This is a genomic window from Curtobacterium oceanosedimentum, assembly GCF_020297365.1.
Taxonomy (GTDB): domain Bacteria; phylum Actinomycetota; class Actinomycetes; order Actinomycetales; family Microbacteriaceae; genus Curtobacterium.
In genome coordinates, this window is record NZ_JAIXIG010000031.1 from 1 (window position 1) to 13,889 (window position 13,889).

16 protein-coding genes are annotated in these 13,889 nt (G+C 72.6%); 10 read left to right on the forward strand and 6 right to left on the reverse strand.

Going from position 1 to position 13,889, the window contains the following annotated elements; all coding sequences use genetic code 11:
- Positions 1-14: 14 nt before the first annotated feature.
- Positions 15-617 (forward strand): TetR/AcrR family transcriptional regulator, encoded by a 603-nt coding sequence (locus LEL83_RS13345; RefSeq protein ID WP_225559212.1) that lies wholly within the window; start codon positions 15-17, stop codon positions 615-617.
- Between the two features lie 199 nt (positions 618-816).
- On the opposite strand, the gene LEL83_RS13350 is transcribed toward LEL83_RS13345, so the two are convergent.
- The gene (locus LEL83_RS13350; RefSeq protein WP_198657765.1) at positions 817-1,584 is read right to left on the reverse strand and encodes an SDR family NAD(P)-dependent oxidoreductase; all 768 of its coding nucleotides are present in this window, start codon (positions 1,582-1,584) and stop codon (positions 817-819) included.
- A 68-nt stretch (positions 1,585-1,652) separates the two neighbouring features.
- Between LEL83_RS13350 and LEL83_RS13355 the strand changes: the two genes are divergently transcribed.
- Complete coding sequence (locus LEL83_RS13355; protein ID WP_225559178.1) at positions 1,653-2,231, forward strand: TetR family transcriptional regulator; 579 nt, start codon at positions 1,653-1,655, stop codon at positions 2,229-2,231.
- A gap of 80 nt (positions 2,232-2,311) precedes the next feature.
- Here LEL83_RS13355 and LEL83_RS13360 read toward each other — a convergent pair whose 3' ends face one another.
- Positions 2,312-3,259, reverse strand: coding sequence for an aldo/keto reductase (locus LEL83_RS13360; RefSeq protein ID WP_225559179.1), 948 nt, complete (start codon positions 3,257-3,259; stop codon positions 2,312-2,314).
- A 108-nt stretch (positions 3,260-3,367) separates the two neighbouring features.
- On the opposite strand from LEL83_RS13360, the gene LEL83_RS13365 reads away from it, so the two are divergent.
- Positions 3,368-3,958, forward strand: coding sequence for a TetR/AcrR family transcriptional regulator (locus LEL83_RS13365; RefSeq protein ID WP_225559180.1), 591 nt, complete (start codon positions 3,368-3,370; stop codon positions 3,956-3,958).
- 31 nt (positions 3,959-3,989) lie between these two features.
- Positions 3,990-4,400 (forward strand): VOC family protein, encoded by a 411-nt coding sequence (locus LEL83_RS13370; protein ID WP_198657763.1) that lies wholly within the window; start codon positions 3,990-3,992, stop codon positions 4,398-4,400.
- A gap of 12 nt (positions 4,401-4,412) precedes the next feature.
- Here the strand turns inward: LEL83_RS13370 and LEL83_RS13375 are convergent, their stop codons facing one another.
- Complete coding sequence (locus LEL83_RS13375) at positions 4,413-4,682, reverse strand: hypothetical protein (protein ID WP_198657762.1); 270 nt, start codon at positions 4,680-4,682, stop codon at positions 4,413-4,415.
- A gap of 99 nt (positions 4,683-4,781) precedes the next feature.
- Here LEL83_RS13375 and LEL83_RS13380 point away from each other — a divergent pair, with 99 nt between their 5' ends.
- From LEL83_RS13380 to LEL83_RS13400, 5 genes are all read left to right on the forward strand, one after another.
- The gene (locus tag LEL83_RS13380) at positions 4,782-5,657 is read left to right on the forward strand and encodes a DUF808 domain-containing protein (protein ID WP_198657761.1); all 876 of its coding nucleotides are present in this window, start codon (positions 4,782-4,784) and stop codon (positions 5,655-5,657) included.
- Between the two features lie 88 nt (positions 5,658-5,745).
- A complete protein-coding gene (locus LEL83_RS13385; protein ID WP_225559181.1) occupies positions 5,746-6,180 on the forward strand; it encodes a VOC family protein in 435 nt (144 codons plus the stop codon).
- A 67-nt stretch (positions 6,181-6,247) separates the two neighbouring features.
- Positions 6,248-7,648, forward strand: a complete 1,401-nt coding sequence (locus LEL83_RS13390) for an FAD-binding oxidoreductase (protein ID WP_225559182.1) — start codon at positions 6,248-6,250, stop codon at positions 7,646-7,648.
- 211 nt (positions 7,649-7,859) lie between these two features.
- Positions 7,860-8,540 carry a hypothetical protein gene (locus LEL83_RS13395; protein WP_198657756.1) on the forward strand — a complete coding sequence of 227 codons (681 nt, stop codon included), beginning with the start codon at positions 7,860-7,862 and terminating at the stop codon, positions 8,538-8,540.
- A gap of 257 nt (positions 8,541-8,797) precedes the next feature.
- Positions 8,798-11,221 (forward strand): excinuclease ABC subunit UvrA, encoded by a 2,424-nt coding sequence (locus tag LEL83_RS13400; RefSeq protein ID WP_225559183.1) that lies wholly within the window; start codon positions 8,798-8,800, stop codon positions 11,219-11,221.
- A 73-nt stretch (positions 11,222-11,294) separates the two neighbouring features.
- Here the strand turns inward: LEL83_RS13400 and LEL83_RS13405 are convergent, their stop codons facing one another.
- The 3 genes from LEL83_RS13405 to LEL83_RS13415 all read right to left on the reverse strand — a co-directional run bounded on the left by LEL83_RS13405 (position 11,295) and on the right by LEL83_RS13415 (position 13,367).
- The gene (locus LEL83_RS13405) at positions 11,295-11,450 is read right to left on the reverse strand and encodes a hypothetical protein (protein WP_198657754.1); all 156 of its coding nucleotides are present in this window, start codon (positions 11,448-11,450) and stop codon (positions 11,295-11,297) included.
- A 204-nt stretch (positions 11,451-11,654) separates the two neighbouring features.
- Complete coding sequence (mtnN, locus tag LEL83_RS13410; RefSeq protein ID WP_198657753.1) at positions 11,655-12,365, reverse strand: 5'-methylthioadenosine/S-adenosylhomocysteine nucleosidase; 711 nt, start codon at positions 12,363-12,365, stop codon at positions 11,655-11,657.
- Between the two features lie 57 nt (positions 12,366-12,422).
- Positions 12,423-13,367: a serine hydrolase domain-containing protein gene (locus LEL83_RS13415; RefSeq protein WP_225559184.1), complete on the reverse strand. Its 945-nt coding sequence runs from the start codon at positions 13,365-13,367 to the stop codon at positions 12,423-12,425.
- A gap of 151 nt (positions 13,368-13,518) precedes the next feature.
- Between LEL83_RS13415 and LEL83_RS16305 the strand changes: the two genes are divergently transcribed.
- Positions 13,519-13,851 (forward strand): hypothetical protein, encoded by a 333-nt coding sequence (locus LEL83_RS16305; protein WP_225559185.1) that lies wholly within the window; start codon positions 13,519-13,521, stop codon positions 13,849-13,851.
- Positions 13,852-13,889 lie beyond the last annotated feature (38 nt).

A 13,889-nucleotide genomic window follows, 5' to 3' on the forward strand; every position in this document is an offset into this window, starting at 1 on the left:
CCCAGGAGCACACCGTGCCCACCCCCGCAGCGCCGCCGGTCCTCGAGACGCCGGACACCGCAGCCCCGTGCACGCTGCGGGAGCGGAAGAAGCAGCAGACCCGGCAGGCGTTGCACGGTGCCGCGCTGACCCTGGTGACCGCGAACGGCCTGGACGGCGTCACCGTCGAGCAGATCTGCGCCGACGCCGACGTCTCGCCGCGAACCTTCTTCAACTACTTCTCGTCGAAGGCGCACGCGGCCCTCGGCCTCGACTCGGTCGAGGTCCCCGAGGCGGCGGCCACCTGGTTCTCGGACGCGCAGGGCGGGCTCGTCGACGACGTCTGCTCGCTCGTGGCGTCGACCGTCCCGCTGTCGCAGGACCGTCGGCGGACGAAGGAGCTGCTCGTCCTGCGGCCCGAGATGTCCGCGATGGTCATGCGGTGGATGGCCGAGTCGCGACAGTCACTGCTCAGCGTCGTCGGGACGCGCGCCGACGAGCAGACCGCCCGCACCGCCGTGACCCTGGTGATGTCGGCGCTCAGCGAGGTCGCGCACCGCGACACCGTGACGTCGAACGCGGAGCTCGCGGAGCGGCTCCGCGCCGTGGTGCGCGAGATGGTGGCGCTCGTCTCCTGAGCCGCCGGCCGCTGGCTCGCCGTGGCGTGGCAGAAGGCGGACGGGAGGCCCGTGACGGCGCCGCCACGGGCCTCCTGTCCGTCAGGTGGCCGGGTTGCGAACACGCCGTCGTGTCCGCCCGACGCCGTGGAGTCGTCGAGACGCCCCAGTTTCCGGAGGCGTCTCGACGTGACGACGGCGTCCCGCGCCGCAGCAACGGTCAGACCACGGACCAGCCCCCGTCGCTCGGCAGCACGGCACCGTTCACGTTCGCGGAGTCGTCGCTGAGCAGCCAGGTGATGGCGGCCGCGAGCTGCTCGGGCTGCGCGACCGGCGGGATGGTCGTCTGCATGATCGGGCCGACCCGACCGGCGGCGTACTCGCTGCGCATCGGAGCCTCGATGTTCGTGGCCACCGCACCCGGAGCGACCGCGTTCGCGCGGATGCCCTGCGGCCCGTGGAAGAACGCGACGCTCTTCGTGTAGCCGGCGATCGCGTGCTTCGACGACGTGTAGGCGGCGCCGGCGGCGGAGGCCTTCAACGCGGCCTCCGACGCGACGTTCACGACGGAGCCCGTGCCGGCGGCGATCATGAGCGGCAGCACGGCACGCGTCAGGCGCATCGGTCCGGTGACGTTGACACTGAAGACCCGCTCCCACGTGGCGTCGTCGACCTCGTCCGGCGGCAGGAACGCGTCCATGATGCCGGCCACGTTGGCCAGCCCGTCCACCCGGTCACCGGCCGCGGCCAGGAGCGCGTCGATCGTCCCGCTCGCGGCGACGTCGCCGACGACCGTCTCCAGAGCGAGCCCGTCGATGCTCGCGAGCTCGGCGCGCAGGGCGTCGAGCCGCTCCGCGACGACGTCGGTCGCGATGACGCGCCCGCCCTCGTGCGCGATGCGCGTCGCCGTGGCGCGCCCGATGCCGGAACCCGCCCCGGTGACGATGATGGTCCTGCCGGTGAACCGTCCGGCGGTGGTGTCTGTCATGTCGTCTCCTCACTGAGAGGCGCTCGCTGCGCCACGACAGTTGTAGCACTCAGTGCCGAAAGGACTCCATGAGCACGACGAGCGACCGCCCGGCCGGGCGCCCGCGGACGATCGATCCCGACGCCGTGTCCCTCGTCGCACTGCGCCTGTTCGACGAGCAGGGCTTCGACGCGGTCTCGATGGACGACGTCGCCGCAGCGGCGGGGGTGAGCCGTCGATCGCTGTTCCGGCTGTTCCCGAACAAGGCGGCGCTCGTCTGGGGCGGCCTCGACGAGTTCGCCGAGCGGTTCCGTGGCGCCCTGCGTAACCGCCCCGCCGACGAGCCCTCGTCCGAGGCGCTCCGTGCGGCGTACCGGATCGGGGCGACCTTCCCGGACGACGCCGTCGAGGTCACCCGGCACCGACTCCGGGTGATCCGGGCGAACCCGTCGCTCGAGCACGTCGGAGCCGCGACCGTGTCCGGCCTGACCGACGAGATCGTCCGGTTCGTGGCCGACCGGGACGGCGTGACGACCGACGACCTCACCGTGACGGTCCGCGCCCACGCGCTGGCAGCCGGCGCGAGCGCCGCGCTCACCTGGTGGGCGCTGCACGGCGAGGGGCACCCCGAGGCGGTCGTCGACCGGGCACTCGCCCTGCTCGCCTGACGGCGGTGGCCGCGACCAGCGACGGACGGGAGGCGCGGTGCGGACCCGCAAACGGGCCTCCCACCCGACGCGGTGTGCGGTCAGCCCATCGCGCGCTTCCCACGGACGTCGCGTGACAGCGCGTCGATGCGTGCCACCTCGTCCGCCGACAGCACCACGTCGGCTGCCGCCGCGTTCTCCGCGACACGGGCGGTGTTCCGCGACCCCGGGATCGGCACGACGTCATCGCGCTTCGCCAGGATCCACGCCAGTGCGAGCTGCGACAGGCGGACGCCCCTGTCCTCGGCGATCGCGGTGAGTTCGCCGACGACGGCGACGTTCGCCTCGAAGTGCTCGGGCGCCCACCACTCGAGCTGGTGGCGGAGGTCGTCGGGAGCGTAGGCGTCGCGCGGCTGCACGGCGCCGCTCAGGAACCCGCGTGCGAGCGGCGAGTACGCGACGAGACCGATGCCGAGCTCGTCCACGGTCGGGAAGAGCTCCTCGGACTCACGCGAGAACACCGAGTACTCGGTCTGCAGCACGGAGATCGGGTGCACGGCGTGCGCGCGTCGGATCTGCGTGGCATCGGTGTTCGACAGCCCGAGGTACCGGACCTTCCCCGCCTGCACGAACTCCTGCATCACACCGACGACGTCCTCGATCGGGACCGCCGGGTCGTGGATGTGCTGGTAGAGCACGTCGATGGAGTCCGTGCCGAGGTTCCGGAGGCTCGCGTCGACGACCTGCCGCACGTGCTCGGGCCGCGAGTCCGGCGCGTAGGCCGGCGGAGTGAACCCGAACTTGGTGGCGATGGTCACCTGGTCGCGGATCGGGGCGAGCGCCGCACCGAGCAGACGCTCGCCGGTCCCCCATCCGTAGAGCTCCGCGGTGTCGAAGTGGGTGACACCGAGCTCGTGTGCCGCCCGGATGGCGGCGATGGACTCGGTGTCGTCGCCGGGGCCGTAGGCGAACGTGGTCCCCATCGCGCCGTAGCCGATGGCGCTGACGGTGAGGCCCTGTCGGCCGAGGGTGCGCTGCTGCATGGTCATCGTCCTTTCGTGACGTCGTACTGGTGGTGCGTACGTTGGCACTGTACGCCCCAACTGTCAGTCTCTGCCACATCAGGCTGAACGTGCCAACGGAGTACGATCATCTGCGTGAGCGAGACACGAACGGGCCTGCGGGACATCACGCGTGAAGCGGTCCGCGCGCGCATCGCCGCGGTCGCCGTCGAGCGGTTCGACCGCGACGGCTTCGAGAACGTCACCGTCGAACAGGTCGCCGCCGAGGTGGGCATCTCGGCACGGAGCTTCCACCGCTACTTCCCCGCGAAGGAGGACGCGATCATCGGCGATCCCGCCCGGCACCGCGACGCCCTGGTCGGCGCCTTCCGCCGGCACGTCGACGGCGCACCGGTCTGGCACGCCCTCCGCGAGGCGTTCGCGGAGATGCTGGGCAGCGGGAGCGAGGACGATGCCGAGACCGGACGCCGCTCCGTCCGCGTCATGACGAGCACCCCGTCGCTGCGCGCCCGGAACCTCGAGAAGCACCAGGCCTGGGCCGACGCCCTGACGCCGATCGCCGTCGAGCACCTGAGCGGTCGGGACGCGGGCCTCCGCGCGCAGGTCCTGGTGCAGGCGGCACTCGGCTGCTTCGACGTGGCCGTCACCACCTGGGCGACCGGCGACGACACCGACGTCGTGGGGATCCTCCGGCGCGCGTTCGACGTCGTCGAACCCGCGGGGTGACGCGTCGGCGTCGCGGCGGTATCGTCCGGGCATGAACGCGACGGGACCCGCTCCGTACTTCCAGCTCCCCGGCACCGCGCGCCAGGCCCTCGAGCACTGGCAGCGCGTGTTCGGCGGCGAGGTGCAGATCGCCACCTACGCCGACTTCTCGCGCACGGACGGACCGGCCGACGCGGTCGCCCACGGGCAGCTGACCGGCGAGCTCGCGCTGTTCGCGGCCGACGCCAGCGGGACGGACAGCCCGTTCGCGGCGACCGGCCTGCTGTTCTCGCTGTTGGGCGCGGCGGCGCCGGACGTGCTGCGCCGGTGGTTCGACCAGCTCGCCGAGGGCGGCGTCGTCGTCGACCCCCTGCAGGAGCGACCGTGGGGCGACTGGGACGGCACCGTGCGTGACGCGCACGGCGTCACGTGGTTGATCGGGTTCGAGGCGTCGGCGCGCTGACGCCCCGCGCCGCTACTGCTGGTCGGACGGCAGCAGCGGTGCCCAGAAGGCGTCCGGCCCGTCCGCCTGCACGGCGTCGCGCTCGAAGCGGAAGCCGTAGTCGCGCACGAAGTCCAGTGCCGCCGCCTGCTCGTCCTGCGCGTCGTCGTGTGCGGCGTCGAACAGGTACACGCCGTGCCCCATCTTCACGCCGGAGTCGCTGATGATCGTCAGGTCCCAGCGTCCTTCCTCGGCGCGTTCGATCCGGACGACGGCGGCCTGGGCGGCGGTGAAGTCAGACATGACGCGAGCCTACGGGCGGCGCCGAGGCTGCGTTCAGGGTGCCCGGCGACCACTACGCTGAGCACGGTCACAGGTCAGGACGAGCGGAGAACACAGCACATGTCAGTCGGATTGCTCGCCGTGGTGGACGACATCCTCTCCGCAGCCCTCAAGGCCAGCGCGAAGACCGCCGGGGTCGTCATCGACGACGCCGCCGTCACGCCCCAGTACGTGCAGGGCCTCGAGCCCGCCCGCGAACTGCCGGTCGTCGGGCGCATCGCCCTCGGCAGCCTGTTCAACAAGTTCGTCATCATCATCCCCCTCGCGCTCCTGCTGTCGGCGTTCGCGCCGTGGGTGCTGCCGTGGCTGCTGCTGATCGGTGGCACGTACCTGTGCTTCGAGGGCGCCGAGAAGGTCACCGAGTGGTTCGGCGTCCACCACGAGGGCGCCTCGGCCGGGCCGGTCACCGAGCCGAAGCTCGTGTTCGGGGCGGTCCGCACCGACCTCATCCTCAGCACCGAGATCATGCTCATCGCCCTCGACGGCCTCGACCCCGACCTCGGCTTCTGGCCGCGGCTCGGCGCCCTCGCGGTGATCGGGCTGCTCATGACCGCGGTCGTGTACGGCGCCGTCGCCCTGCTCGTCAAGGTGGACGACATCGGGCTGCAGATGATGAAGAACCCGTCGCGCAGTACCCGTCGCACCGGGGCCCGCATCGTCCGCGCCATGCCGATGGTGTTCCGGGTGATCAGCGTGATCGGCACGGTCGCGATGCTGTGGGTCGGTGGACACCTGGTCGTCGCGAACCTGGCGGAGACGCTCTGGCACGGGCCGCTCGACCTGCTGCACGCGATCGAGCACGGCCTCGAGGCCGCCGGACCCGTGGTCGTCTGGATCGCCGACACCGCGGTCTCCGCCGTCGTCGGGCTCGTCCTGGGCATGGTCGTCGTGGGCATCGTGCTCGGGATCGGGCGCCTGCGCGGCAAGCAGCACTGACCGACACCCCTGTCGCCAGCCGGCGCCCGGGTTCGTGACGGTCACCACCCACCGGGACACGACCGACCGGCAGTCGTATCCTCTCCGCATGGCGACGGTGCGACAGGTCCAGGTGACGTTCGACTGCGCGGAGCCGGAGCGAGTCGCCCGGTTCTGGTGCGAGGTCCTGGGGTACGTGGTGCCGCCTCCCCCACCGGGCTTCGCCGACTGGGGCGAGTTCGACCGGTCGCTGCCGCCGGAGCACCGGGGATCGGCCTTCGCGTGCGTCGATCCGGAGGGCGTCGGACCCCGGCTGTTCTTCCAGCGTGTGCCGGAGGGCAAGACGGTCAAGAACCGCGTGCACCTGGACGTCCGGGTCGGCACGGGCATGGTCGGGGCCGAACGACTCGCGGCACTCGACGCCGAGAGCGCGCGTCTGGTCGCACTCGGCGCCACCCAGGTCCGCCGCATGCTCGCGGACCAGACGGACGAGTCGTGCATCGTCATGCAGGACGTCGAGGGCAACGAGTTCTGCCTGGACTGAGCGGCGTACCGTTGACGGACCCGACCCGTGCACCGCAGCACCGCGCCCCGGAAGGACCCCGCACCGCATGACCGTCACCACCCCGTCCCGCCCGGGCGCCGTCGACACCGCCGCCCTCGGACTCCTGCTCGGGTCCGACCAGGTCCTGCGCGACCCGGCGTCGCTCGAGCGGTACCGGCACGACGACGCCGAGTGGGCCGACTCGACGACACCGCTCGCCGTGGTCCTCGCCCGGAGCACCGACGACGTGGTCACCGCCGTCCGGTGGGCGGCTGCGTCGGACGTGCGCGTGGTGCCGCGCGGCGCCGGCACGGGCCTGTCCGGCGGTGCGAACGCAATGGACCGGTCGATCGTGCTGTCCCTCGAACGGATGGACGCCGTGCTCGAGGTGAACACGGACGAGCGGTACGCCGTCGCGCAGCCCGGGGTCATCAACGACGCCCTGCGCGCCGCGGTCGCCGAGCACGGCCTCTGGTACCCGCCGGACCCGGCGAGCTCGGCGATCTCCACGATCGGCGGCAACGTCGCGACGAACGCCGGTGGCATCTGCTGCGTCAAGTACGGGGTCACGCGGGACTACGTGCTCGGCCTGACGGTCGTGCTGGCGGACGGCTCCGTCGTCGAGCTCGGTCGGCGCACCGCGAAGGGCGTCGCCGGGTACGACCTGACCGGGCTGATGGTCGGCTCCGAGGGCACGCTCGGCATCGTCGTCTCGGTCACCGTGAAGCTGCTCCCCCTCGCCGGCCGCGACGAACGGGCCGTGATCGGCTACTTCCCGTCGCTGAGTGCCGCGGGGGACGCCGTCGCGGCGGTCTCCCGCGCCGGCATCGTGCCGGCCGCGCTCGAGATCGTCGACCGCACCTGCCTGCGTGCGGTCGACGACTGGATGCACCTCGGCCTGCCGTCGGACGTCGACACGCTGCTGCTGGCCCGCGTCGACGAGCGCGGTGCGGCGGGTGACGAGCTCGCCGACCGTGTCGCAGCGATCTTCGCGCAGGCGGGCGGGACGGACGTCGAGCGGGCCACCGACCCCGACGACATCGCCCGGCTGTTCCAGGCCCGGCGGCTCGCCTACCCGGCGCTCGAACGGCTCGGCCCGGTCCTGACCGAGGACATCTGCGTGCCGCGGAGCGCCGTGCCCGAGATGCTCCGGCGGATCCAGGCGACGGCCGACGCGCAGGAGGTCACGATCGCGAACATCGCGCACGCCGGCGACGGCAACCTGCACCCGCTCATCATCGCGCCGGAGGGCGACGACGCCGCGAAGGCCCGGGCGAAGGTCGCGTTCGACGCGATCGTGGCGGACTGCCTGGCCCTCGGCGGCACGGTGACGGGCGAACACGGGGTCGGGCTGCTCAAGCTGCCGGGGCTGCGCGTCGAGCTGGGCGAGCGTGTGGTCGCCATGCACCGCTCGGTGAAGGACGCACTGGACCCGGCCGGCACCCTGAACCCCGGCAAGGCGTTCTGACCGCGTCGGACGACCCGGAGATCACAGAACGGTAACGACGCAAGATCGGTCCAAACCCTGCACGGGAGGGTGCCGAATCACCTGCAACGACCGGGAAACACCCGGAGCGCTCACCAGCCGCACATCGCTGGTTCTCCACCCTGCACCAGGGTGTGTTCGGCGCGCACCCAGCAGCCGCGCCGAGCGCGACAACCGTAAAGGACTGATCACGATGCGTAAGAGCCTCAAGACCTCCATCACCCTCGCCACCACCGGCGCCCTCGTCCTCGGCGGCGCCGCGTTCGGGATCTCCTCCGCCCAGGCCTCGACCCCGAACGTGCAGACGGTGTCCTCGTCCGAGTCGAAGATCCCCGCCCCCGTCGCCTCCGTCCCCGAGGTCCTCGGCGGCTCCACCGCCGTCAAGCTCGACTCCGGCTTCACCGACGCCCTCACCGCCCTGAAGCTCACCCCGGGCGTCTCGGGAGATGCGACCCTCGAGGACGGCTCCGTGTCGTTCCCGATCACCTCCGGCTCGGTCACCTACTGGTCCCCGGACGGCGACTACCGCCCCTACGTGCAGGGCCTGCTCAACCACGACGACTCCGGCCTGACCCTCAAGGCCGGCGACACCACCGTCACCCTCGAGAACTTCGTCGTCAACCCCGGCTCCTCGAAGCTCTACGGCGACGTCCTCGTCAACGGCAAGGTCGCAGCCCCGAACGCGTTCCTGTTCGAGCTGCACGGCGGCACCCTCAAGCCCCTCCAGCTCGAGGGCGACAACGCCATCCTGACCGGCACCACCGTCCACATCTCCGAAGACGCCGCCGGCCTGCTGAACCAGACCTTCAAGACCGACGCCGTCAAGCGCGGCCTCCTCGTCGGCACCGCCACCATCACCGCGCAGATCAAGTAACACCCCCGCACCACCCCAGTCGGCCCGGACCACGCGAACACGTGGCCCGGGCCGACTCACGTGCTCCCGACACCGCCGGCCCCGTCGACACGGGGGTGGCCGACACCCCACGGGCACGGACGGGCGCGCACTGTCGCCCAACGCAGAACGCGACGGACAGGAGGCACGGCGCCAGCCCGCACCGCGCCTCCAGACCACAGCGCCTCCCGACCACCGCGGCACCCGTCCTCCCAGTGCTCGCGCCTACGATCGGGCGGATGCCTGCCCCTCGCCCCACCACGTCCGACGACCACCCGGGCCCGCAGGACCTCATCCGCGTCCGCGGCGCCCGCGAGAACAACCTGCGCGACGTCGACGTGGACATCCCCCGCGACCGGATCGTCGCGTTCACCGGGGTCTCCGGGTCGGGCAAGTCGTCGCTCGCCTTCGGCACCGTCTTCGCCGAGGCCCAGCGCCGGTTCCTCGAGTCCGTCGCCCCGTACGCCCGGCGCCTCATCGCACAGGGCTCGACGCCGCACGTCGACAGCATCACCGGACTGCCACCGGCCGTCGCCCTGCAGCAGCGACGCGGTGCTCCGAGCTCCCGCTCCACCGTCGGCACCATGACGACCCTGTCGAACTCGATGCGCATGCTGTTCTCGCGCGCCGGCACCTACCCGGCCGACGCCGAGCGGCTGGAGTCGGACGCGTTCTCGCCGAACACCGTCGCCGGCGCCTGCCCCCGGTGCCACGGGATCGGCACCGCGCACGAGGTCACCGAGGCCTCCGCCGTGCACGACCCGTCGCTGAGCATCCGCGACGGCGCGATCACCGCCTGGCCCGGCGCGTGGCAGGGCAAGAACCTGCGCGACGTCACCGCCGTGCTCGGGTACGACATCGACCGTCCGTGGCGCGACCTGCCGCAACAGGACCGCGACTGGCTGCTGTTCACCGAGGAGCAGCCCGTCGTGCAGGTGCACCCGAAGCGGGACCGCGTCGCGAAGCCGTACAAGGGCCGGTTCTGGAGCGCCCGGCAGTTCGTGCTCCACACCCTGGCCGACTCGCAGAGCGAGACCCAGCGCACCAAGGTGCTGCGGTTCGTCGAGTCCGGGCCCTGTGGGCTCTGCCACGGCACCGGTCTGACGCAGGCCGCCCTCACGGTGACGGTCGGCGGCCACTCCATCGCCGACCTGAACGGGCTGCCCCTGACCGGGCTCGCCGACGTCCTGCGCCCGATCGCGGCGATCACCGACGCCGCACCCGCCACGGCGCGGGCGTCGTCGGGCGAGCGGACCGAGGTCGCCGTCGCGATCTCGCGCGACCTGCTGACCCGTGTCGAGGTCCTGGTCGACCTGGGCCTCGGCTACCTGTCGCTCGACCGGGCCACCCCGACGCTCTCCCCCGGTGAGACGCAGCGGTTGCGCATCGCCACACAGCTCCGGTCCGGCCTGTTCGGCGTCGTCTACGTGCTCGACGAGCCGAGCGCCGGCCTGCACCCGGCGGACGCCGAGTCCCTGGTCGACGTCCTCGACGCCCTGCGCGCCGGCGGCAACAGCGTCTTCGTCGTGGAGCACGACATGCGCATCGTGCGCCGTGCCGACTGGATCGTGGACGTCGGCCCCGGTGCCGGGTCGGGCGGCGGCACCGTCCTGTACAGCGGACCAGTCGCCGGTCTGGCCGAGGTCGAGGCGTCCGTCACCCGTCGCTACCTCGAGCCGCGTCGGCCGTCGGGAGCGCGGACGACCCGCACGCCCGTCGGCACCCTCGAACTCCGCGACCTCACCCTGCACAACCTGCGCGGCCTCGACGTCGACCTGCCCCTCGGGGTCCTGACCGCCGTCACCGGCGTCAGCGGGTCCGGCAAGTCGTCACTCGTGGGCGGCGTGCTCCCGGGAGTCGCGACCGACCACCCCCTGGTCGACCGGGTGGTGCAGGTGGACCAGAAGCCGATCGGGCGCACCCCGCGGTCGAACCTGGCCACCTACACCGGCCTGTTCGACACCGTCCGGGCCGCCTTCGCCGCTACCGACGAGGCCGCCGCCCGCGGCTGGACCGCCGGCCGCTTCTCGTTCAACGTCGCCGGCGGGCGCTGCGAGGTCTGCCAGGGCGAGGGCTCGGTGTCCGTCGAGCTCCTGTTCCTGCCCGGCAGCTGGGCCCCGTGTCCGGAGTGCCACGGGTCGCGGTACCAGCAGGAGACGCTCGAGGTGCGCTGGCACGACGCGAGCATCGCCGACGTGCTCGGCATGACGGTCGACCAGGCCGCGCCCTTCCTCGCCGAGCTCCCCGCCGCCGGGCGCGCACTCCAGGCCCTGCAGCAGGTGGGCCTCGGCTACCTGCGACTCGGACAGCCCGCGCCCGAGCTGTCCGGCGGCGAGGCGCAGCGCATCAAGCTCGCCACCGAGCTGCAGCGCGCCCGGACCGGCCACACGCTCTACCTGCTCGACGAGCCCACCACGGGCCTGCACCCGGCGGACGTCGAGCTGCTGTCCGCCCAGCTGGCCCGGCTGACCGACGCGGGCAACACCGTCGTCGTGGTCGAGCACGCGATGGACGTCGTCGCCGGTGCTGACCACGTCATCGACATGGGGCCGTCCGGCGGCGACGAGGGCGGCCGGGTGGTCGCGTCGGGCACCCCCGACCAGGTCGCCGCGTCGCCGACCAGCCGGACGGCACCGTACCTGCTGGAGCAGCTCGGCGGCTGATGCGCGGACCGGACCCCGGACGCACGCGTGCCCGCCAGGACGGGTCCTGGCGGGCACGAGGAGCAACCGGTGGTTAGCGCTCCACCGCCTCCGGAGCGTCGTCGCGGAAGAAGTCGCTGCCGTTGTGGACGTAGCCGACCTCACCGGTCCGGCGCCACTGCTTGCGGACGCGCTTGAAGGTGGTGATTCGTGCCGGTTCGACGTTGTCGTCGCTCGTGTAGGCGCTCATGGCTGATCTCCCTGTGTGATTGGCCGTGGTTCGTCGATCCCCCGAACTGGAGGCTAGCGAGCGGCTCCGATCCGGGTACGCGATCCGTCACGAACGTCCGGGGAACGCAGTCCACCGGTGGGTCCGGACCGGAGGCGCGGATCACCGCCGGCAGACCGGCTGCGGTGATCCGCGCCTCCAGGCAGACCGCCGTGGGCGGTTCCGTCAGGGACGCAGGCCGAGCACCACGTCGTGCACCACGCGCGCGGCGCGCGCCGCGGCGCCGTCCAGGTGCTCGCGGAACTCCGCGCCGTCCGGCGCGCACAGGTCGCTGATGCAGCGGACGGAGACGAACGGCATGGCGTGCACGTGGGCGAACTGCGCGATCGCCGCGGACTCCATGTCGACCGCGGCGACCTCGGGGAACGCGACGCGCATGGTGCGGGCACGGTCCTCGGTGACGAAGACCTCACTCGAGCCGATGGTCGCCGAGCGCATCCGGTACCCGGCGTCGGACGCGGTGGCGAGGTCCACCAGGCGCTGGTCGGGTGCGTACCCGGTCGGCATCCCCGGGACCTGCCCCAGGGCGTAGCCGAACGCCGTGGCGTCGGCGTTGAGGTTGACGTACCGGTCGCCGACGACCACGTCGCCGATCGCGACGCCACGCATGAGCCCGCCGGCGGTGCCGACGCTGATCACCGGGATGCCCGATCCGAAGTCGTGGAACCCGTGCGCGACGGCGGCCGTGGCGTTCGTGAACCCGATGCCGCTGCGACGCACCGCGACCACCGCGCCACCGATGTCGAGCAGCTGGTGCGGGTCGTGTCCGCCGACGGGGCCGTCCAGGATCGGCACACCGCCGAACAGGTCGGCGAACGCGGACACCTCTTCGCTCATGGCCGCGATGATGATCGCGACGGGCGTCTGCTGCTGCACTGATCGATCCTCGCACGGCGGCGGGGGCTCGGGGTGCAGGTCGTGTCGTCGCCGTCGCTACCGGCGGGGGTCCTGCCGGGCCAGCTCGTCGGCGACGAAGGCGGCGAGCGCGTCGGCGCCGAAGTGGTCGTCGGCGGTGACCGTGACGACGGTGCCGGGCTGGGCTGCGTCGGGATGGGCTGCGTCGGGCTCGGCTGCGTCGGGCTGGGCTGCGTCGGGCTGGTCGAAGAGCAGCATCTGGCCGTGGGCGCCGTGCAGTCGCCAGAGTCGTCCCGGGCCGTCCCAGCCGGCCATCGCGTACCGCTCGTACCCGGGGCCGGTCCCCTCGCGCTCCACCCAGTCGCCGTGCATCGCGTCGCACCACCGCGCACCCACGATGCGCTGCCCGTCGACCACGCCGCGGTCGCGGACGAGTCGACCGATGCGCGCGAGTTCCTCGGTGCGCATCGCCAGGCCCTCACCGGCCACGACGTACCCGTTCGGGCAGCGCTGCCAGGCCAAATCCTCGATGCCGAGGGGTGCGAACAGGCGGCGGGAGACGAACGTACCGACGTCACCGACCCGCTCCGCCAGCACGCGCATCGCGGTGTAGGTGCTCGCGTTCGCGTACTGGAAGACGCGCCCACGCGACGGCCGACGCAGGAACTCGGCGGCCAGGTCCGGCCAGTCCGTCATCTCGGTCGGCGACCACGGCATGTCGATGCCGCTCGTCATCGTCAGCAGGTGGCGGAGCGTGACCGCGTCCACGCCCTCGCCGAGCGCGGTGCCGGGGAGCGTCGCTGCGATCGGCTCGTCGACGTCGACCAGGCCGTCGTCGGCGGCGATGCCCGTCGCGAGGACGCAGACGGCCTTCGCGACGGAGTGGACCTGCCGCCGGACGTCCGGGGTCCAGTGGTGCTCGGCGGTGTCGTCGGCCGTGCGGACGTGCACGCCGTGCGCCCGGAACCCGGTCGCGTCGACGTGCCGCACGACGGCGTCGAGGAGGGTCGTCGCGGAGTGCACGCCCCATCCTCTCGCGGACGCGGCAGCCGGCGCGCGGGATGGCTCCGGCGGGCGCGCGGGCGTCGGCGGGTGCGCAGGCGTGAGCAGGAGCCGGTGCGGGTGCAGGCGGAGGCGTGCGCGTGCGCAGCGTCCGCCGCGTACCGTCACGGCCGTGTCCGACGAACAGTCCCGCCGCACCGATCCCACCCGGGTCGGCGACCAGCCCGCGCTCCGGACGGCCTCGGGGTCGAACTGGCTCGTGTGGGGAGCCGTCACGGCCGCGCTCGTCGCCGTCGTCATGGTCTTCATGGCGATCCGCGCACCGGGCATCGGATGGCCGGCACTGGCGCTCGTCGTCGTGGTCTTCGCCGCGATGGTCGTGGTGCGGACGACCGTGCGGCTGCAGCGGGCCCGGCTCCTCACCTTGGCCGTGCTCGACCTCGCCATCGTGGTGATCGGCCTGGTCGCGGTGCTCGCGGTGCTGTTCTCGTCGCCGACCGGCTGACCGGCACGGGTCGGCCGGGCCCGCGACGCGTCCCCGGC